The following is a 19,695-nucleotide window of genomic DNA, read 5'->3' as shown; positions in this document are numbered from 1 at the left end:
ATATGAAGAATTATTAAAACAAATTTCTAAAATAGCTGAAGTTGTTGGAAAGAAAATGTAAATTATTTTAAATAATGGATATTTTTCCTTATTTTTCTTGCAATTACCAAGAATTATATATATAATAGGAACGTAATTTAGAGTTAAAGGGGGGAATAGTTCGATGGCAAAAACTGTAGTAAGAGAAAATGAATCTTTAGATGACGCTTTACGTCGTTTTAAAAGACAAGTTTCTAGAACAGGAACCCTTGCAGAAGCTCGTAAGAGAGAGTTCTACGTAAAACCAGGTTTAAAAAGAAAATTAAAATCTGAAGCAGCAAGAAAGAACAACAAAGGTAAAAGATAAAAAATGGGGCTAATGCCCTTTTTTATTTTAATTCATGAAAGTTATTAAATTATAAAAAAGTTAATATTGTGTCTTTTACTAAGAAAAGATAAAAACAGACTTTAAATAAATCTGTCTTTAAGAATCAATCAGTATCATAGTATGTATAAATTACTTTTTTATTAGAAAGGTTAATCATATTAAAAAATAAACAAGCCATCATCTTGTTTATTTTTTTTCACAATGAAAATGTCCGAAATACCAATGCTTATGGCTTACTTGATTTTCAATCAACTGTAAAAATTCTGTCAAATCAAGCTCACCGCGTATAGGGGGCAGGTTCATATAATAGACAGTGCTTTTAGGACACGTATGAGTTAAAATATAATCGATTTTAAAATTATGTGCCTTAAGATTTAATAATACTTCTTGATTGTTTGGTAATTCGGTTTCCCACCAATTATATCCTTTGACTCTCATCTGCCAAGTTGGTGAAAATACTTTTTCCGAAAGCAAAAAATGTATGTTTTTTATTGTAAGGATTTGTCTATGCATCAAATGAATAATATTTGATCTTAAAAAATGGACTTTTCCGCCATTCTATATTGTAATGGGTAATTGATTTAGATAGTCGAAGTTTTTGTGATTTCCATCAATAAAACAGATTTGATAGGGGAGTGCTGCTAATTTATTTAAAAAATCCAGCTCTTTTTGATTGTTGTGAAACACAAAGCCGAAATCTCCAACAATAAAATATCACGTTTAGTTAAATAGTGATTAAACACATTAAAACATCCTTGATGGTCGAGGGTATCTCCGGTAATATAAATCGTTTTTTCTCCTTAAAAAATCTATTGCTTTGATTAAAAATTGCATAATAAACATATTGATAATTTTATTAAGCAAGATTAAATCATGAGTATTTGACGATTAACTAATAATGTAAAAAATGCAAAATTAATTTCTTCAAAATCTTTACTAGTATCACTATCATTTTTTATCATTACATATAAGTTTAAGCTACTTTTGTTAATAGGTATGTCATATGCATCTCTAAAATGATTTTAGTATAAAAATTATTATAGTGAAACTATTTTATTACACAATTAAACGCATTTACTAAAAAAATATTCATATAATTAGTTAGGTGATTCGATGATCTATATGGAAAATAAGTGTTTAAGTGTCAAATATTATGAATGTGTGATGCTTTTAGAAAATAACGTTATTGAGATAAAGATGGCTAATAATACTCTTAAAGTAACTGGCGCAGATTTAGAAATAAGATATTATAGTGATCAAGAAGTAATAATTTATGGAAAGATTGATTGCTTAAGATTTCTATGAGATTAGGATATGATTTATGTGAAGTCGTCAGTGAGGATATAGTAGGGTTATTGAAATCATTTAAAGAGGACCATATTACAGTATTTCAGTTAACAAAAGTCGATGATTGTACATATCGATTCTATTTGCCTATTTATCAACGGATAATGGTTCGTAAATATCATTTAACAATTATCAAAAGTGTTGGAATACTGTATTATTTAATTTTAATATTTTATCGTAAATTGAGCATCGTTGGAGTTGTCAGTTTTGCAGTCACTGTGATTTTATGTAATCAATTTATTTTTAGAGTTGAGATTATCGGTAATAATCCTAGTACAACTAAATTAGTTAATCAGGTTTTAGCTGAAAATCATATTGATGTTGGTGATAAAAAAAGAACTTATCAACAATTAAATGATATTTATGATGATTTAAAAGATAGTTTTAAAGGGAAGATAGATTATTTAAATATTTATCAAGAAGGTGGCGTATTATTTGTAAAATATACAAATAGTGTTGGAGCTAAAAAAGTAGAAAAGAATTTTGAGAATATTTATGCAAGTAAAGACGGAGTAATTCAAAAAATTGATGTTAGCAGTGGAAATATTTTGGTTAAGTTGAACCAGTATGTAAAAAAAGGTGATCTGCTAGTTTCTAATACGATTACTTCGACTAGTGAAGTAGATAAAATTATTGAAACCGAAGGAACGATCAAAGCATATACGTATACTACCTATGAGGCGAAGATCGATAAGAAAAAAATGGATGATGGTGAAGCATTTAGCTATCTTCTCCATACAATTCGTAGTAAACTAGGTTCAATCGATAAAATAGATAGAGAAAAAGTTTTATCTTATGGTATAATTGATAACAAAAGAGTATTAAAGGTACAATATATTTTGATAGAAGATATTGCATCTAAAGAGGAGAATTAAATGACAGAACAAGTTAAATTAGAAGAATATAGTATTGCGCAATTAAATAATATTTGTGGAAATCATGACGAGAATTTTAAAATGATTGAAGAAGCCTTAAATGTGAGTATTTCTCTTAGAGGTGATGAACTCAGCATTACAGGTGATGATCCAGAACATTTTAAAGAAGCAAAAAAAGTAGTTGCTGCACTTTTAGGATTAGTCGCAAAAGGAATTACGATTACACGCCGTGATGTTGTTTATGCATTGAAATTAACAAAAGAAGATAATTTAGGAAAAATTAGTGAATTATACAATATTAGGATTACTAAAACAGCGAGTGGTAAGATGATTTATCCTAAAACAATGGGACAAAAAGATTATTACTTTGCTCTTAAAAATAATGATGTTGTTTTTGGAGTTGGACCGGCAGGAACAGGTAAAACTTATTTAGCAGTAGTATTTGCGGTTGACGCACTGAAAAATAATATTGTTAAAAAGATAGTTTTAACAAGACCAGCAGTTGAAGCGGGAGAAAATTTAGGTTTCTTGCCTGGCGATTTAAAAGAAAAAGTTGATCCATATCTTCGTCCTCTATACGATGCTCTGCATGATATGCTGGGTGTTGAACAAACTGAACGTTTGATTGAAAAAGGGGTTATTGAAATTGCTCCTCTAGCATATATGCGTGGAAGGACTCTAGAAGATGCATACGTGATTCTAGACGAAGCACAAAACACTACTGATAACCAAATGAAGATGTTTTTAACACGTTTAGGTTTTAATTCAAAGATGATTATTACAGGTGATATTACACAAATTGATTTACCTCGTGGAGTTGAATCCGGATTAATAAAAGCACTAAAAATCCTAAAGGGAGTTAAAGGCATTTCATTTATTCATTTAACTGCTATGGATGTTGTTCGTCATCCAGTTGTTCAAAGAATTATAGAAAGGTATGAAGGGAAAGATGAATAAGTTATTAATTATCGAGGACGATGTTTCGATAAACAAGATCCTTTGCCATGAATTAACTAATAAAGACTATCAGGTAGATAGTCTTTATGATGGAAAAGATGCTTGTAAGCAGATTTTATCAAATGAGTATGATTTAGTACTTGTTGATTGGATGCTGCCATATAAAGATGGAGTTCAAATAATTCAAGAATGTCGTAATAACGGATATATTAAGCCGATGATTTTATTAACTGCTCGCAGTGAACAAGAAGATATTATAAAGGGCTTAGAATCAGGGGCTGATGATTATTTAATGAAACCTTTTCAAGCTAATATTTTGATTGCTCGAATTGAAGCTCATTTAAGACGGTATCATAAACATTTTAAAGGAATTATTAAATATTTAGATATAAAAATGGATTTAAGTAAGCATGAAGTATTTGTTGGTGATGAACTGATTAATCTTACTAAAGTAGAATATGACTTGTTACAAATGTTTATTGATAATAAAGAAGAGGTTTTATCACGTCAAGAGCTCTTGATGAAGATTTGGAATTTTAATTATGATGGTGATACTCGTTTAGTGGATATTCATGTATTTAAATTAAAAACAAAATTAAAAGATAGTCAGGCTTGTTTCCAGTCAGTGCGTGGCGTTGGATACAAGTTGGTGAGCAAAGATGAATAAGAATTATCAAAAGTTTATTTTTTCAGCAATCATTGTAATTATTTTAATGATTTGGAATTTTAATTATAGTTATATTTATTTGATTGGATTTATGATTGCGATGTTATTTATCGTTTATGATACAAATCGTTATTATCAACAGCAAATTAATTTTTATAAACGTGAAAAAGAAAATGAAATTCGTGAAGTTGAAGGAGAAAAAGATTTTAATCATAAAATCTTAAATTCTCTAATCAAAACAATGAATTTACCGATGATTTTTGTTAATAAAGAAGGAACGATTATCTTCACTAATCAGAGTTTCCGTGATGCTTTTAAAATCAAACATTTGCGAGGTAAATATTATAAAGATATTTTTACAGATCAGTTATTAAATATTGTTGATCAAAGTTATATTTTTGAAAGAAAGTTTTCAACTGCAGTTTGTATTGATGAACGTTATTATCAAATTGAAACAACACCTGTATTTCGTGATGATGTAGCATTCGATGGAAGTATTATTCTTTTTACTGATGTTACACAGGTAAAAGAGATCGAAAAGATGCAAAAACAGTTTTTTTCAGATATTTCTCATGAATTAAAAACACCAATGAGTGCAATTATTGGTAGCGTAGAAATTCTTCAAAAAGAAGGAATAAAAAATAAAGATACTTTTAATGAATTTATGGGTATACTACTAAAGGAAAGTTATCGGATGCAGAATATTATTGGAGATATTTTAGAATTATCTCGATTAGAACAGCCTCAAGCGACTCTAAGTCCTGCACTGGTAGATATTGATTCACTGATCAAAGATACAGTGGAATTATTTGAGCCTTTAGCAAAAGATAAACAATTGTCATTAGTATATCAAACAAAAATCAAAGAAGAATTGATGTTAGATTATACGACCGTTAAAACGATTTTAAATAACCTGGTTTCTAATGCTATTAAATATTCTAATGCTGGGGTTATTTCAATTAAATGTAATTATAAAGATGATAATTTAATAATTGTTGTTCAGGATGAAGGGGTAGGCATTTCTAAAGATAATATCCCGTTTATCTTTGATCGCTTTTTTCAAGTGGACCGTTCTAGAAGTAAGAAACTTGGGACCGGTTTAGGATTGAGTATTGTTAAAAAAATGGTGGAATTAAATAATGGGACCATTGATGTAGAAAGCACTCCTGGAATTGGGACTACTTTCACGGTAACTTTGCCAATTTTGTAGAAAATATAATTTCTTTTACAAGTAACACAATTTTTCACACAATATAAAAATAATTTGAACAAATTATTTATTTAAGATATGTGTGTAAAGTAAAAGGAGTGGTATAAATGGAAGAGAGAAATCCAATGGAAGAACAAGTAGAAAAAGAAGAAAATAGTAACCAACCTGAATCAAGAATGGGAAAACATAATAAAAGAAAAGTGACTGTAAATACAAATGGTTTATTTAAGATAGTTATTACTCTTTTAGTGGTTGCATCTTTAGGAATGAATGTTTTCTTATTTACAAAAGTTAATAAGAGCTCGTCAAGTGGTTCTTCATCGAATAAGAATGCAACTGTGGAAAATGTAAATTATGATGTGAAGAGCTCTACAACTGATGTGATTGAAAAAGTGAATAGTAGTGTTGTTGGAGTATTAGTCTATGCTAATGGAACTGCTAGTGGTAGCGGTAGTGGAGTTGTTTATCGTGTTGATGGAAAAACAGCATATATTATTACGAATGCCCATGTAGTAAGTGGAGCTACTGATGTGCAAGTAGTATTTTCAAATAAAGAATCTGTAAATGCAACGATTGTTGGTAGTGATACTTACAGTGACATTGCAGTACTAAAATTAACTGCTGATTTTGATATGACCGCTATTAAATGTGGAGATTCTAGTTTATTGGATCAGGGAGAAACTGTATTAGCGATTGGTAGTCCGCTTGGAATTGAATACGCAGGGACAGTTACTCAAGGAATTGTAAGTGGAATTGATCGTACTGTTTCAGTGGATTTAAATGATGATGGTCAAGAAGATTGGGATATGAATGTTATTCAAACTGATGCAGCAATCAACCCTGGTAACAGTGGTGGTGCTTTGGTAAATATGGCTGGTGAATTAGTCGGGATTACTTCAATGAAATTATCTAATACTTCAGTAGAAGGAATGGGATTTGCTTTACCAATCAATGATGTTATTACTTCAGTTGAACAAATTATTGAAAATGGTAAAGTGACACGTCCACAAATTGGTATCTCAGGAGTATCTTTATCAGGGTATTCAAGCTATCAATTACGCTATTATCGCATTAATACTGATTTGACAGATGGTATTTATGTATCTCGAGTTACTTCTGGAGGAGCAGCTAGTAAGGCGGGTATTCAAGAAGGAGATATTATTGTTAAGTTTGACGGTAAAGAAGTAACTACTTATAAGAGTTTCTTAACTGAATTATATTCAAAAGAACCTGGGGATAAAGTTTCTGTTGTGGTTAACCGTAATGGTACTGAAAAAACAATAGAAGTGACATTGGGTGAACAGTAAGAATAACTGACACCAGCTAATAAAGAGCTGGTGTTTTTTATTTGTGGAAAATGGAGATTTATAATATAATGTAATTATAAGTTATAATTAGGGAAAGGTAACTTAAAAATGAAATGAGGGAAAATTATGAAATGTAAAAAATGTGGTCAGGAATTAGAAATAGGGGTGAAATTTTGTCCTAATTGCGGTGAGGATTGTGTAAGTCAAGATACTGGAATACCGGTAAAAGAGTCTGTTGATAAAACAAAAAGTGCAATTAATGATTTTGGGGAAAATATGCAGAAAAAAGAAGTTGAAATTTCAGGGAAAAAATTCAACATGCTCGAGGTACTTACGTTTGGGTCGGGTATCTTGGCAATAATTTCATGCTTTTTACCATTTGCTTCAGTATCGATTTTTGGATATAGTCAAAGTGTTAGTTTAATGGATGGTGGAGATGGTATTATTTGCATTGCTTTAGTTGTTGTTGCATTGATTTTATCCTATCTTCATAAAGACATTGTAGCGTTAGGCTTAGCTGGTGCAACTGCAGTTTTGGCGGTATATGAAATTTTTAATGCTAAATCAGTACTGGGTGGTTATGGGAATATTTCTATCGGAGCATATTTATTGCTCTTGGCTGCTATTGGATTGGTTGCAGGAATCTTTTTAGTTTATAATAATACAAAAAAACAACAAAACTGACAGAATAACTAACTGTTAGTTTTTTCTTATTGAAATAGTAGGAATACTATGCTATATTATATAGGAAAAGAAAGTCTTCAGGGCAGGGTGTGATTCCCGACCGGCGGTAAAGTCCGCGAGCATAAGCTGAGTAGGTGAAATTCCTACACCGACAGTATAGTCTGGATGGAAGAATGACATTTTTTAGTTAATAATTAATGCCTTTTTGTCATGGAGATTAGTATTTTCATGATATTTTTTATTATAAAGGAGAAATTATTGTGGAAACTACTAAGACAAGAAAATTAGTATTATCAGCAGCGTTGGCGGCATTAGGGATGATCTTGGGTTTGTTGGAGATACCATATCCCTTAGCCCCTTGGCTAAATCTTGATTTATCAGAAATTGTTGTAATTATGGCAATTTCAATGCTGGGGTTTAAATCAGCATTATTTGTGTGTGTATGTAAATTCTTTGTTTCAATTTTATTTAAGGGACCGGTAGGACCAATTGCAATTGGTCAGATTACTGCTTTGATTGCTTCATTGACGATTTGTTGTGTTTATTATTATTTATCAAGACATTTAAAATTACAAAAAGAATGGCAGTCTTATGCCGTGAACATGATTATTACAATGTTTGTATTTGCAATGGTAATGTTTATTTTGAATTACCTGTTTGTAACTCCAACTTATTTAACTCAAAAACCAACTTGGTATACAGATTTACCATTTGTTTTAGATATTAATTCATTCAATCAACAATATGGTACAAATATGTCCGTACCGGGCTTTTTGAATTTCTTATCGCCTTATGGTCAAGCCATTTTTATCATTTATTTCCCATTTAACTTTATCAAAGGGATTATTTCTGCTATTGTATATTATATAGTAAGACCAATTGAATCAAAGTTTAAGGAGGCATAAGATGAATATTGCTTTAATTGCTCATGATCAGAAAAAGGGCGAATTGATTGATTTTGTTAAAGATAATGAAGAAATTTTTGCAAGACATAATTTATATGGAACTGGAACGACTGGTAAAAAGGTCATGGAGAATACAAATTTAGAAGTAACTAGATTTTTATCAGGACCTTATGGCGGAGATCAACAGGTAGGAAATTTAATTGCGCTAGGACAGATGGATATGGTTATTTTTTTTCGGGATCCTTTGACAGCACAGCCGCATGAACCAGATATTAGCGCGTTAATGCGTTTATGTGATGTACACTATATTCCTTTAGCATCTAATAAAGCAACAGCATTAATGTTATTGAAATCACTGTAGATATAGCTCTTGCTATATCTATTTTTTTAGTTTATAATATGAAATGTACTTCACGTGAAGTTGACTTCATATTATGGTGGTGGAAATGAAAACAAGAATAAAAGAAATGCGCTTAATAAAAAATATGACACAACAACAGTTAGCCGATCTGGTTCATGTATCATCTAGGACAATCATTTCGATAGAAAAAGAACAATATAACCCATCACTAATGTTAGCGTATCGAATTGCCGAAGTTTTCGATACTACAATTGAGGAATTATGTTGTTTAAAAGAAAATAAAGAATTGGAGGATCAAAAAAATGCATAAGATCAATCCCCGGTATATTATTAATGGGACATTGGGAATTATTTTAGTATTTGCCACAGCCTATGTTATTTGGCAAAAGGGCTTTGTTTTAAAATATGGATTAGCTTTGCTAGTTGCTTTTGTTTTAGGGGTTTATAATTTATATCATTGTTTTGATAATGATTGGGAAGATGGATTGAAAAATAATACAGATGAACGAGATTTGTTTATTGCGATGAAGAGTGGTCAAAAAACAGTACAATTAATGAATTTATTACTTTATGCAGGTAGTATTATTACAATTGTTTTGTATGGAATCACAAAGAAAATGATGTTTATGATAGCTGGAACCACACTTGTGAGTGTGGTTGTGGTGATGTTTGTAATATTTTTCGTAATAAACAATTATTATGAAAAACATGGATAAATGGAAAAACAAGGAGGCTGTGACGCATTAAAATAATGTGTTTGTCTAAAAAATTAAACAGCACTTAGACTCAAATAGAGTTTAAGTGCTGTTTTTGGTATAATTAGATTATGAAAAACATCGAACTGTTAGAATCTAATTACCCTATAGTCAATGGTAATTATGACACATTTCAATGCAGACTTCCACTAGACTTTTTTATTGTTATACCTATAGATGATCCGTTGACATCATTCGTAGAGATTATGAAAGGTATTAATACCTCCAAGTATTTTGACTGCTCTCACAGAGGCGATAAAGGCTCCAACCCCAATATGATTCTTCAGGTTATAAAGTCTTTCCTCAAGGGTACACATTTAATATTGAATAGGAAGAAGTATGGAACACCAGAGGTGATTACTTACAGATAAGCAGAGTGTTTGAATATAGACATTGCAATGAATGCTTAAATAAAGAAAAATACAAATTAATTACAATCTTAATAAACTTCAGTCAAAAGTAGATGAAAACTTGAGAACAGCTGATGGGATAGAAATGAAAAAGCAAAGAAGCATTCAGGCTGAAGACACATTTGGAGTTATTAAACAGGAGATGAATTATACAAGACTGAGAAAAAAAGGAAGTCTAGATGTGAAAACAGAGCTTTTTCTGATCGGAATAGCATATAAATTTAAGAAAATATCATAATAAAAAGCATAAGAATAGAAACAGCATAGTTTCTTAAATATCAAAATTTTAAAAACAGAAGAGCGATATTTTTTATAATACTCAAAAAGTCATACACATACGAATAATTTTATTATTCTAAAAACTCAAAAAATAAAAAAGGCATAACGCTTAAAGGTTTAAAAACCTTTATTCGTTACAGCCTCTTTCTATCGATTAATCTTCTACTTCGATTGCTTCTACAGGACAAGACTCAGCGGCTTCTTTAGCTGAAGCAACATCATCGCCAACAACAGATGCTAATCCTTCATCATTCATTTCAAAAACATCTGGTGCAACACCTGTACAAGCACCACATCCGATGCAAGATTCGTTTACTGTAATTTTAGCCATTATAAATTCCTCCTTTGTTATGTATCTATTATATCCCAAATAAATATATTTTCCAATATTTTATAAAGGAAATAATGAAAAAGTATGTTATAATGTACGACGAAAGGGTGATTTCGAGTGAATAGTTCACGTGTAAACAAATATCGCGATTTACGAGCTGGTTTAAAAGATGAAGCAGGGATTAATCGTGAAAATATAGAGGATACAATTGATATCATTGATGATATTGAAGATGATGATTTTTTAGCGACAATAAATCGTTCTTTTAAACAAGAAGAAAAAGACTTGCCAGATATTAATGACACTTTGACAGAAGCTAAAACTTTTGAACAAATGCGTCAAGAAAGCAGTGAAGAAATAAACCGAGCTTTGCGAAGTGCTAAGGTCAGTGTTGGTAAAGAAGCGCAGTACAATACAAGAATGGATATTTTAAATAAAATTAGAGAACCAGAAAAGCAAGTAGTTCATATCGATAATCTGGATAATATCAATACTTCAGAATTTTCTAAAGGGTATTTTGTAAATCAGGAGGAATCGGTTGTTACAAAAGCTGAAGAAGAAAAAAAGGCTGCTAAAAAGAAGATGACTTTAATGGAACGACTTGCCAGCATGTCACCAGAAGAAGATGCTAAAAAAGCTAAGCTGGTAATGGACGAAGTTCAGGAAGAAGCAGAGCAAAAAGAAAATGAACTTGAAGAAGCATTGAAAAAAGATACAGGTGTTGTGAGTTCTGGAACAGCTGAGGACACTTTAGAAGATGAAGAATTGGCAAAAATTGAACAAACACGTTCGTTAGAGGAAATACTTCGACAGATTAAAGAGAAAGATCAGCGAGAGGTTGAAAAAGTACTTAAACAAAAAGAAGACACAGCAGATTTAAAAGTGATTAAAAATCAAACAAATGATAAAACTATAGATAGTAAATCAAAGGCAAAACAATCTCGTAGTGATATTGTTGATGAAAAGAAAAGTGATCGAATCGCTACTATCTTAAACTATGTAATTATATTCCTAGTAGTTGTATTTATTGGATTGTGTGGTATGATAGGATACCAGTTGTTCTTTTAAACTAAGGTTACCCTTAGTTTTTTTCAAGGAGTGGAGGATATTATGAAAAAAATTTCTATTGCCGTTGACGGGCCAAGTGCGGCTGGTAAAAGCAGTATTGCAAAAATAGTTGCTAAACGATTAGATTATATCTATATTGATACAGGGGCAATGTATCGTTGTGTAGGATATTATTGTCTTGAAAATAATATTGATTTAAAAGATGAACAAGCGGTATCTCAGGCTTTGAAACAAATCAAAATTGAAATGGATAGTAATAACCATATCTTTTTAAATGGGCAAGATGTTAGCCAAGTGATCCGTCAAGATCAAGTTTCTATGTCTGCTAGTGTAGTATCAAGTTATCAGGCGGTTCGTACGTTTCTTGTAGAACAGCAGCGTCAGATGGCAAATGTTGGTGGTGTGATTTTAGATGGGCGTGATATTGGGACAGTTGTTTTGCCAAATGCAGAATTGAAAATATATCAAATTGCTAGTGTTGATACCCGTGCTAAACGTCGTTATTTAGAAAATCAAGAGCGAGGATTAACAGCAGATTTAGAGCTGATCAAAAAAGATATTGAACAACGTGATTATCAAGATATGAATCGCGATATTTCACCGTTAAAACAGGCAGAAGATGCCATCGTATTAGATACATCAGCGATGACTTTACAAGAAGTTGTTGATGCTGTTTTAAAATTAGTAGAAGAAAAAATAAAGGAGGTATAATATGGCAGGTGTAGTAGCAATAGTTGGACGAGCGAATGTTGGTAAATCAACTATTTTTAACCGAATTGTTGGAGAGCGTATTTCCATTGTAGAAGATGTTGCGGGTGTTACTCGTGATCGTATTTATGCAACTGCAACATGGTTGACAAAAGAATTCCGTTTGATTGATACGGGAGGAATTGAATTACAAGATGCATCTTTTACTGCCCAAATCAAGATGCAGGCAGAAATTGCCATTGAAGAAGCAGATTTAATTGTTTTTGTTGTTAATGGACGTGAAGGAATAACTCGTGAAGATGAGTATGTAGCACGTCTTTTACAAAAAACAAGTAAGCCGGTTTTATTGGCTGTTAACAAAATTGATGATAATGCTTTTAAAGATGATATTTATGAATTCTATAATTTAGGAATTGGTGATCCAATTGCAGTATCAGGAAGTCATGGAATTGGAATTGGTGACTTATTAGATGAAATCATTAAGAATCTCGATTTTGTTGAAGAAGAATTTGATGAAGATGAAATTCGTTTCTCAATTATTGGACGACCAAATGTCGGAAAATCATCGTTGACGAATGCGATTCTTGGTGAAGAAAGAGTAATTGTTTCGAATATTGAAGGGACAACTCGTGATGCGATTGATACAGCATTTGTTAAGGATGGACAAAAATATCGTGTTATTGATACTGCCGGAATGCGAAAAAAAGGTAAGGTATATGAAAATATTGAAAAATATTCAATTTTGAGAGCCTTATCATCAATTGAAAAAAGTGATGTTATCGTTGTTGTTATTGATGGGAATCAGGGAGTTATTGAACAAGATAAACATGTTGCCGGTTATGCTCATGAAGCTGGTAAGGGAGTAATTTTAGTTGTTAACAAATGGGATTTAGTTGAAAAAGATGAGAAGACAATGCAAAAGAAAGAAAAAGAATTGCGTAGTCAGTTTAAATATTTGGATTATGCGCGGATTATTTTCTTATCTGCCAAAACTCATCAACGAGTTCAACAATTATTCCCATTGATTCAAGAGTCATTTGAAAATTCACATAAACGTGTTCAAACTAGTGTTTTAAATGATGTTCTTGTTGATGCTCAAGCAATCAATCCAACAACTACGTTCAATGGTGGACGCTTAAAAATCTTCTATGCTAATCAGGTTAGTATTTGTCCCCCAACTTTTGTTCTATTTGTTAATGATCCTCAATACATGCATTTTAGTTATAAGCGTTATTTAGAAAATCGTTTAAGAGATTCTTTTGGTTTTGAAGGAACGCCAATTCATATTATTTGTCGTAAACGTGATTAGTCGTGCTATTAATTAATTAGTTTGGTATAATATTGATACAATAATATAAGGAAGTGTAACAATGAGTAAAATTGCGGTACTAGGAACTGGAAGTTGGGCAACAGCTTTAAGCAGAGTTTTGATCGATAATCAAAATGAGATAATGATGTATGGTATTGATCAAGAACAAATTGATGATATTAATTTTAATCATCAAAACGAAGCTTTTTTTCACAATATTTCTTTAGAAAGTGAAATTAAAGCGACAAATAATTTAGAAGAAGCCTTAATGGATATGGATTATTTATTAATTACTATTCCAACACAATTTGTTAAAGAAACATTAGAACAAGTAAAACCATTAATAAAGAAAAAGATTACAGTTATAAATGCAGCTAAGGGTTTTGATTTAGGGACAAATATGCGTATGTCTGATACGATTCGTAGTGTGCTTGATGAGAACTTGATTAATCCGGTCGTTTCATTGATTGGTCCAAGTCATGCTGAAGAAGTAGTCGTTCGAATGTTAACGACAGTGTGTGCTGTTTCGTTAGATGATGATACTGCCCGAGATGTTCAGACGTTATTTTCGAATGATTATTTTAGAGTCTATCGATTAAATGATGAAGTTGGGGCTGAGTACGGGGTTGCTATTAAAAATGTTATTGCAGTGGCGGCTGGAGTTTTAAGTGGTTTAGGCTATGGTGATAATACTAAGGCAGCATTAATTACTCGGGGTCTGGCAGAAATGGTTCGTTATGGAACGAAAAAAGGTGGTAAATTAGAAACCTATATGGGATTAACAGGTGTTGGAGATTTAATTGTCACTTGTTCATCGGTCCATTCGCGGAATTTTCAGGCTGGTCTAGAAATTGGTAAAACCAATGATGCACGTGCTTTCATGAAAAATAATAAAAAAACTTGTGAAGGAATTCGTACTTGTCGAGTTATTTATGAAGATGCTAAGAAATTTACAGATATTGAATTACCTATTATAAATGCGATTTACAATGTTCTATACAATAATCATGAACCAAAACGTGAGATTCAACAGCTGATGCGTCGAGAATTGAAAATTGAGGGGTAACGTTATTTAAATATTATCATAGTATATAGTGGTGATAATATGAAAGATGAAGATGTTTTATTAGATAAGGTTGTAAAGAAAACTAATGTTAATAAAGGAGAAATATTAAAATTAGCTAATGATTTACAGTCTAAAGATTTAAATAATGAAAATGATATTAAGGATTTTATTATGAGTGTGGCTAAGGTGACTAATAAACCAATCACTCCTAGCAAGGTTGATAAATTAGTTTCGATGATTAAATCAAATAAAATTCCTAAAGATATCGACAAGATGGTCTAAGACAATATAGTAAAATAAACGATAAAAACAAGTATTTTTTAGGTTGACTTATGGTATTATTTTATATATAATTGTCATTGCGGTTATAGAAGGGTGATTATTTTGAAATACAATTTACAATGGATTGTTAAGCATCGTGGAAAATTTGATTTTGAAGAGGGACTAACTTTTCCTTCGGAGTTATTTGACCAGTATGCTCAAATTAATGACTTGAAGGACATTATTGTCTCAGGAACCGGAGATCTTGATTTGAAAGATAAACGTTTATATGTTGATCTTAATATTAAAGGAACTATGATTCTTCCTTGTGCTATTACACTTGAAGATGTTGAGTATCCTTTTGAAATTAATTCAACTGAAGTGTTTGCTTTTGAAAAACCTGATCCACTTGAAGATGTTCATGAAGTAAAAAAAGATATTGTTGATCTTACCCCAGTGGTATTTGAAAACATTATGCTGGAAGTACCGATGAGGGTCGTCAAAGATGATGCTAATATTAAATCTAAAGGAAAAGGTTGGAGAATATTAGATAACAGTACTAGTGATAAAGATGATGATTATATCGATCCTAGGTTAGCTAAATTAAAAGATTATTTTAAAGATTAAATAGGAGGTTATACTGATGGCAGTACCATTTAGAAGAGTTTCAAGTACAAGAAGAAATAAGAGAAGAACTCATGATAAGCTTACAGCACCAGCTGTAGTTGTATGTCCAGAGTGCGGTGAATACAAAATGTCTCATAAAGTTTGTAAACATTGCGGTACTTACAAAGGACAAAAAGTTTTATAAGAAACGGCGTCTTAAGGGCGCTTTTTTTGTTGTTTAAGGGTTGATTAACGAAATTTTACGTTAATTGACCCTTTTTTTGTTTAATTGTCGAAATCTTCTTATTTAAAGAAAATGCTATACAAAGTATCGACCAGGGTATATAATGGTGGTAAGAAGTGTTAATTTGTGTTACTAAGTGTTAAAGAGTGGGTGATATAGATGTTCATGGGTGAATTTAGGCATAATATTGACGCCAAGGGGCGTCTTATTATTCCTTCAAAATTAAGGGAGCAATGTGGCGAGAGTGTTGTAATCACTCGCGGTTTTGATGGTTGTCTAGCTTTATACACCCAAGAAGGCTGGAATGACTATTATCAAAAACTCCAAACACTGCCAAAAACTAAAAGAGAGGCACGTAACTTTGTTAGAATTATTACTTCAAGAGCAAGTGAATGTGAATTTGATAAATTAGGGAGAGTAAATATTCCTAATGTTTTAAGAATAGAAGGTAAATTAGAAAAGGAATGTATCATCGTTGGCGTTGGTGATCATGTAGAAATCTGGAATCAGAATATTTGGGATGATTATTATGATGCCAATAAAGATAACTTTGATGAAATTTCTGAATCGTTAGAAGGTTTTGAATTATAGGAGAGAGCGATGTTTGATCATGTAACAGTATTATTGAAGGAAGCCGTTGAGGGCTTGAATATTAAAGCAGATGGAATTTATGTTGATTGCACCTTAGGCGGAGCAGGACATAGTTGTGCTATTTTAAAGCAGCTTACGACCGGTCATTTGTATTGTTTTGATCAAGATCAAACGGCAATTGAAGCAGCTCGTCTACGCCTTGATGCAGTTGGTAACAACTATACAATCATTTATTCTAATTTTGTAAATATTAAAGAAAAATTAAATGAATTAGGTGTAACAAGAGTCGACGGAATATTGTTTGATTTAGGTGTATCATCTCCTCAGTTCGATACAGGTTCTAGAGGCTTTAGCTATAATTATGATGCTCGCCTTGATATGCGAATGGATACATCAAATCCACTTGATGCTTATGCAATCGTTAATACGTGGCCGTATGAAAGGATTGTTGAAATTTTATATAAATATGCTGATGAAAAGTTTGCTAAACAGATTGCACGTAAAATTGAACAAAAACGACAAATACGACCAATTGAAACAACTTTTGAATTAGTTGATATTATTAAAGATGCAATTCCTGCTTTTGCCCGACGTAAAGGAGGTCATCCTGCTAAGCGGACTTTTCAGGCCCTTAGAATAGCAGTTAATGATGAATTAAATGTCTTTGATCGAGCCTTAAAGGATTCACTAGATTTATTGAACGTTGGGGGTAGAATTTCAGTTATTACTTTCCATAGTTTGGAAGATAAAATATGTAAATATACATTTAATGATGTAACTAAGTTAAAGGATGTGCCACCGGGATTACCAGTAATTCCTGATTACTTACAGCCGAGATTTAAATTAATTAATAAAAAAGCAATGGTTGCTTCAAAAGAAGAGCTTGAAGTTAATCATCGCGCGCATTCTGCAAAACTAAGAATAATCGAGAGGGAGTTTGAAAATGAGACATAAGACTAAAAAAACTAAATTTGAAGCTTTTTCACAAAGATTTCTAGTAATTTCAATGGTAATTTTTGTTTTTGGAATTATTGGCGTTAAGTCGATGGAATCATCATATAATCGAACAGCTCAAGTTCTAGAAAAGGAAATTAAAACGATAAAGAGTGATATTGATAGTTTAGAAATGCAAAAACAAGAATTAGCATCTTTTTCACGCCTTAGTTCAGTAGCTGATGCTAAAGGATATACATATAGCAATGATTCAGTAGCTGCCTCTACTCAAGCACAACAAAATCAATAATGAATCAATTTAAAAGTGCAAAGATAGCTTATGTTGTCTTTGCATTAGTTATTTTTTCCCTTGTTGCTAATATTGTTTATTTAGGAGTGACAGGTAAGCATTTAATCAGTGGGGCTGATATCGCCACATTTGCTAAAAGTAGAGGTAAGGCAAAAACGATTGATTATGCAACCCGAGGGGAAATTTATACTAGTGATAATGAAGTTGTAGCTTCAAATGTAAAAAAATATAAATTAATCGCTATTGTATCAAGTAGTAGAATTAATCATGGCAAAGATGATGCATATGTTAAAGATATTACGGCTACAGCAAATGCAATAGCACCAATTATTGGGATGGACCCAACTGTAATGGCTCAAAAACTCCAAGAAAAGGTAGATGCAGGAGCATATCAGGTTGAATTTGGAACCAATGGTAATGATCTAAGTGCGGGTGTCAAAAAACAAATTGAGGATACTGGATTACCAGGTTTAGAATTTATTGAAAGTAATTCTCGTAATTACCCATATGGAGATTTTTGCAGCTATATTATCGGTTATGCTAAAGGAACTGAAACGGATGGAGTCAAAGGACTTGTCGGTGAAATGGGTCTTGAAGCAATTTATGACAAAACTTTATCCGGTGAAAACGGTTATAAAGTCTATCAAAAAGATTCAAAAGGATATGTTTTACCGGACGGAATCTTGGAACAAAAAGACGCTGTTGATGGAGATGACATTTATTTAACGATTGACAGTTCATTACAACGAGATCTTGATTACCAGCTGGCAACTGAAGCAGCGGCGGCACAAGCTCTTAAAGCATCATGTGTAATCATGGAGGCTAAGACTGGAAAAATTTTAGCTTTATCAAGTTATCCTTCATTTAATCCAAATGAGCGAAATATAGAGGACTATAAAAATTTCTTTTTTGATACTGCTTATGAATGTGGTTCGGTTTTTAAATCATTTGTTTATGCTAGTTCGATTGAAAGCGGCTTATATAATGGTGCAGCTACATATGAATCTGGTAAATATGATTATGGTGGTTCAAGACCGATTCGCGACCATAATAATGGTGCTGGATGGGGGAGTATTAGTTATGATGAAGGTTTTTATCGTTCAAGTAACGTTGCAATTTGTAATCTGCTTGAACGCGGGTATACTAATCGTGATGAATTACTAGATGTATATGAAAAATTAGGTTTTTTCCAATCAAGCAATATTGATGGCTTTGATTCAGTTGCAGGGACAGCGTTATACAAAACCGATAAAAGTAGAGCGGCCTATTTAACTACAGGATTTGGGCAGGGCTCTACCGTTACAGCTTTACAACTATTGCGCGCATATAGTGTCTTTGCAAATGATGGAAAAACTGTTGAACCTTATTTAATTGAAAAAATCGTTAATAAAGAAACAAACGAAGTTACATATAAAGGTAAAACAGAATATTCAGAACAAATATTTTCTTCACAAACAGTTCAACATGTTCGAGATCTACTAAAAGGAGTAGTAACTGAAAGTATGGGAACAGCAAAGAAATTTAATCTTGATAATGGTGTTCAAATTATCGGTAAGACCGGAACGGGACAAGTAGTTGTTGATGGTGGTTATTCAAGTACTATTTATACCAAATCCTTTTCGGGAATGGCACCATATGAAGATCCGCAAATAATTGTTAATATTGTTTTCCAAGGTGCTGATAATGATACAACTCAACATCAGGCAAATGTTATTAAAAGTGTAATGCCGGCAGCATTATCAATCGTAAATAAATATAATGCTCCTGAAACTACGACAGTATCTAGTGATTATAAACTAGATTCATATGTTAATCAGAGTGTTAGTTTTGTTAAGTCAAAATTAGAATCAAAAGCTGTAAATGTTCAAGTAATCGGAAACGGTAATACAGTTCTTGAACAATATCCAGAAGCTGGTTCTAAAGTAGCAAAAAATGATCGTGTTTTTATTAAGACGGAATCTAATGATATTGTATTACCTAATTTTACTGGCTGGTCACGTAAAGATGTTTTAACTTTTGGCTCGTTATCAGGGGTTAATATTACTATTGATGGCGGTAACGGTCTCGTCGGAGCTCAAAGTGCGCCAGAGGGAACTGTTGTTCACAACGGTGATGCTCTAACAATTACACTTCAGTAAGGTCTA

General features: G+C 31.9%; 25 protein-coding genes and 1 riboswitch. Of the genes, 24 read left to right on the top strand and 1 reads right to left on the bottom strand.

Going from position 1 to position 19,695, the window contains the following annotated elements; translation table 11 throughout:
* The first annotated feature begins 163 nt into the window (after nucleotides 1-163).
* The 13 genes from rpsU to KSU54_RS14190 all read left to right on the top strand — a co-directional run bounded on the left by rpsU (nucleotide 164) and on the right by KSU54_RS14190 (nucleotide 10,083).
* Complete coding sequence (rpsU, locus tag KSU54_RS14250) at nucleotides 164-346, top strand: 30S ribosomal protein S21 (RefSeq protein WP_003534573.1); 183 nt, start codon at nucleotides 164-166, stop codon at nucleotides 344-346.
* Between the two features lie 1,134 nt (nucleotides 347-1,480).
* Nucleotides 1,481-1,672: a YabP/YqfC family sporulation protein gene (locus KSU54_RS14245; RefSeq protein ID WP_008792787.1), complete on the top strand. Its 192-nt coding sequence runs from the start codon at nucleotides 1,481-1,483 to the stop codon at nucleotides 1,670-1,672.
* The gene (locus KSU54_RS14240) at nucleotides 1,669-2,589 is read left to right on the top strand and encodes a sporulation protein YqfD (RefSeq protein WP_003534567.1); all 921 of its coding nucleotides are present in this window, start codon (nucleotides 1,669-1,671) and stop codon (nucleotides 2,587-2,589) included. The genes KSU54_RS14245 and KSU54_RS14240 overlap by 4 nt, the downstream gene beginning before the upstream one ends.
* Nucleotides 2,590-3,546, top strand: a complete 957-nt coding sequence (locus KSU54_RS14235) for a PhoH family protein (protein WP_003534565.1) — start codon at nucleotides 2,590-2,592, stop codon at nucleotides 3,544-3,546. It abuts the gene before it with no gap.
* Nucleotides 3,539-4,213, top strand: a complete 675-nt coding sequence (locus tag KSU54_RS14230) for a response regulator transcription factor (protein WP_008792785.1) — start codon at nucleotides 3,539-3,541, stop codon at nucleotides 4,211-4,213. Before KSU54_RS14235 ends, KSU54_RS14230 begins: the two co-directional genes overlap by 8 nt.
* On the top strand, nucleotides 4,206-5,423 hold the full coding sequence (locus KSU54_RS14225) for a sensor histidine kinase (protein WP_217751465.1): 1,218 nt from the start codon (nucleotides 4,206-4,208) through the stop codon (nucleotides 5,421-5,423). The genes KSU54_RS14230 and KSU54_RS14225 overlap by 8 nt, the downstream gene beginning before the upstream one ends.
* Nucleotides 5,424-5,530: 107 nt before the next feature.
* Nucleotides 5,531-6,730, top strand: coding sequence for a S1C family serine protease (locus KSU54_RS14220; protein ID WP_003534559.1), 1,200 nt, complete (start codon nucleotides 5,531-5,533; stop codon nucleotides 6,728-6,730).
* Between the two features lie 126 nt (nucleotides 6,731-6,856).
* Nucleotides 6,857-7,414, top strand: a complete 558-nt coding sequence (locus tag KSU54_RS14215; protein WP_003534557.1) for a zinc-ribbon domain-containing protein — start codon at nucleotides 6,857-6,859, stop codon at nucleotides 7,412-7,414.
* Between the two features lie 69 nt (nucleotides 7,415-7,483).
* Nucleotides 7,484-7,596, top strand: a riboswitch (FMN riboswitch).
* Nucleotides 7,597-7,674: 78 nt separating this feature from the next.
* Nucleotides 7,675-8,319, top strand: a complete 645-nt coding sequence (locus tag KSU54_RS14210; RefSeq protein ID WP_003534555.1) for a Gx transporter family protein — start codon at nucleotides 7,675-7,677, stop codon at nucleotides 8,317-8,319.
* Nucleotide 8,320: 1 nt separating this feature from the next.
* Nucleotides 8,321-8,680 carry a methylglyoxal synthase gene (locus KSU54_RS14205; RefSeq protein WP_003534553.1) on the top strand — a complete coding sequence of 120 codons (360 nt, stop codon included), beginning with the start codon at nucleotides 8,321-8,323 and terminating at the stop codon, nucleotides 8,678-8,680.
* Between the two features lie 85 nt (nucleotides 8,681-8,765).
* Nucleotides 8,766-8,990: a helix-turn-helix transcriptional regulator gene (locus tag KSU54_RS14200; protein ID WP_008792784.1), complete on the top strand. Its 225-nt coding sequence runs from the start codon at nucleotides 8,766-8,768 to the stop codon at nucleotides 8,988-8,990.
* A complete protein-coding gene (locus tag KSU54_RS14195) occupies nucleotides 8,983-9,396 on the top strand; it encodes a hypothetical protein (RefSeq protein ID WP_008792783.1) in 414 nt (137 codons plus the stop codon). Before KSU54_RS14200 ends, KSU54_RS14195 begins: the two co-directional genes overlap by 8 nt.
* Nucleotides 9,397-9,906: 510 nt before the next feature.
* Entirely contained in the window at nucleotides 9,907-10,083 is a 177-nt protein-coding gene (locus tag KSU54_RS14190; protein ID WP_009009408.1) for a transposase, read from the top strand.
* Between the two features lie 195 nt (nucleotides 10,084-10,278).
* Here the strand turns inward: KSU54_RS14190 and KSU54_RS14185 are convergent, their stop codons facing one another.
* On the bottom strand, nucleotides 10,279-10,455 hold the full coding sequence (locus KSU54_RS14185) for a ferredoxin (protein ID WP_003534547.1): 177 nt from the start codon (nucleotides 10,453-10,455) through the stop codon (nucleotides 10,279-10,281).
* Nucleotides 10,456-10,572: 117 nt separating this feature from the next.
* Here KSU54_RS14185 and KSU54_RS14180 point away from each other — a divergent pair, with 117 nt between their 5' ends.
* From KSU54_RS14180 to KSU54_RS14130, 11 genes are all read left to right on the top strand, one after another.
* The gene (locus tag KSU54_RS14180; RefSeq protein ID WP_217746659.1) at nucleotides 10,573-11,523 is read left to right on the top strand and encodes a hypothetical protein; all 951 of its coding nucleotides are present in this window, start codon (nucleotides 10,573-10,575) and stop codon (nucleotides 11,521-11,523) included.
* A 42-nt stretch (nucleotides 11,524-11,565) separates the two neighbouring features.
* On the top strand, nucleotides 11,566-12,234 hold the full coding sequence (gene cmk / locus KSU54_RS14175) for a (d)CMP kinase (RefSeq protein ID WP_009009409.1): 669 nt from the start codon (nucleotides 11,566-11,568) through the stop codon (nucleotides 12,232-12,234).
* 1 nt (nucleotide 12,235) lies between these two features.
* Entirely contained in the window at nucleotides 12,236-13,540 is a 1,305-nt protein-coding gene (der, locus tag KSU54_RS14170; RefSeq protein ID WP_003534541.1) for a ribosome biogenesis GTPase Der, read from the top strand.
* Nucleotides 13,541-13,601: 61 nt separating this feature from the next.
* Nucleotides 13,602-14,606: an NAD(P)H-dependent glycerol-3-phosphate dehydrogenase gene (locus KSU54_RS14165; RefSeq protein WP_117792677.1), complete on the top strand. Its 1,005-nt coding sequence runs from the start codon at nucleotides 13,602-13,604 to the stop codon at nucleotides 14,604-14,606.
* Nucleotides 14,607-14,645: 39 nt separating this feature from the next.
* A complete protein-coding gene (locus tag KSU54_RS14160; RefSeq protein ID WP_003534537.1) occupies nucleotides 14,646-14,888 on the top strand; it encodes a stage VI sporulation protein F in 243 nt (80 codons plus the stop codon).
* A 93-nt stretch (nucleotides 14,889-14,981) separates the two neighbouring features.
* Nucleotides 14,982-15,494, top strand: a complete 513-nt coding sequence (locus tag KSU54_RS14155) for a YceD family protein (RefSeq protein ID WP_003534536.1) — start codon at nucleotides 14,982-14,984, stop codon at nucleotides 15,492-15,494.
* Between the two features lie 16 nt (nucleotides 15,495-15,510).
* Complete coding sequence (gene rpmF / locus KSU54_RS14150) at nucleotides 15,511-15,678, top strand: 50S ribosomal protein L32 (protein WP_003534533.1); 168 nt, start codon at nucleotides 15,511-15,513, stop codon at nucleotides 15,676-15,678.
* 198 nt (nucleotides 15,679-15,876) lie between these two features.
* The gene (gene mraZ / locus KSU54_RS14145) at nucleotides 15,877-16,308 is read left to right on the top strand and encodes a division/cell wall cluster transcriptional repressor MraZ (RefSeq protein WP_008792779.1); all 432 of its coding nucleotides are present in this window, start codon (nucleotides 15,877-15,879) and stop codon (nucleotides 16,306-16,308) included.
* A gap of 9 nt (nucleotides 16,309-16,317) precedes the next feature.
* Nucleotides 16,318-17,262, top strand: a complete 945-nt coding sequence (gene rsmH, locus KSU54_RS14140) for a 16S rRNA (cytosine(1402)-N(4))-methyltransferase RsmH (RefSeq protein ID WP_003534529.1) — start codon at nucleotides 16,318-16,320, stop codon at nucleotides 17,260-17,262.
* Entirely contained in the window at nucleotides 17,252-17,551 is a 300-nt protein-coding gene (locus KSU54_RS14135) for a hypothetical protein (RefSeq protein WP_117792679.1), read from the top strand. The genes rsmH and KSU54_RS14135 overlap by 11 nt, the downstream gene beginning before the upstream one ends.
* On the top strand, nucleotides 17,551-19,689 hold the full coding sequence (locus tag KSU54_RS14130) for a penicillin-binding protein (protein WP_003534526.1): 2,139 nt from the start codon (nucleotides 17,551-17,553) through the stop codon (nucleotides 19,687-19,689). The genes KSU54_RS14135 and KSU54_RS14130 overlap by 1 nt, the downstream gene beginning before the upstream one ends.
* Nucleotides 19,690-19,695: the final 6 nt, after the last annotated feature.

The organism is Erysipelatoclostridium sp. MSK.23.31 (assembly GCF_019125875.1).
GTDB classification, from domain to species: domain Bacteria; phylum Bacillota_I; class Bacilli_A; order Erysipelotrichales; family Coprobacillaceae; genus Thomasclavelia; species Thomasclavelia ramosa.
Note: the sequence above shows the minus strand (reverse complement) of the source record. Positions and strands in the feature narration are given on the sequence as shown.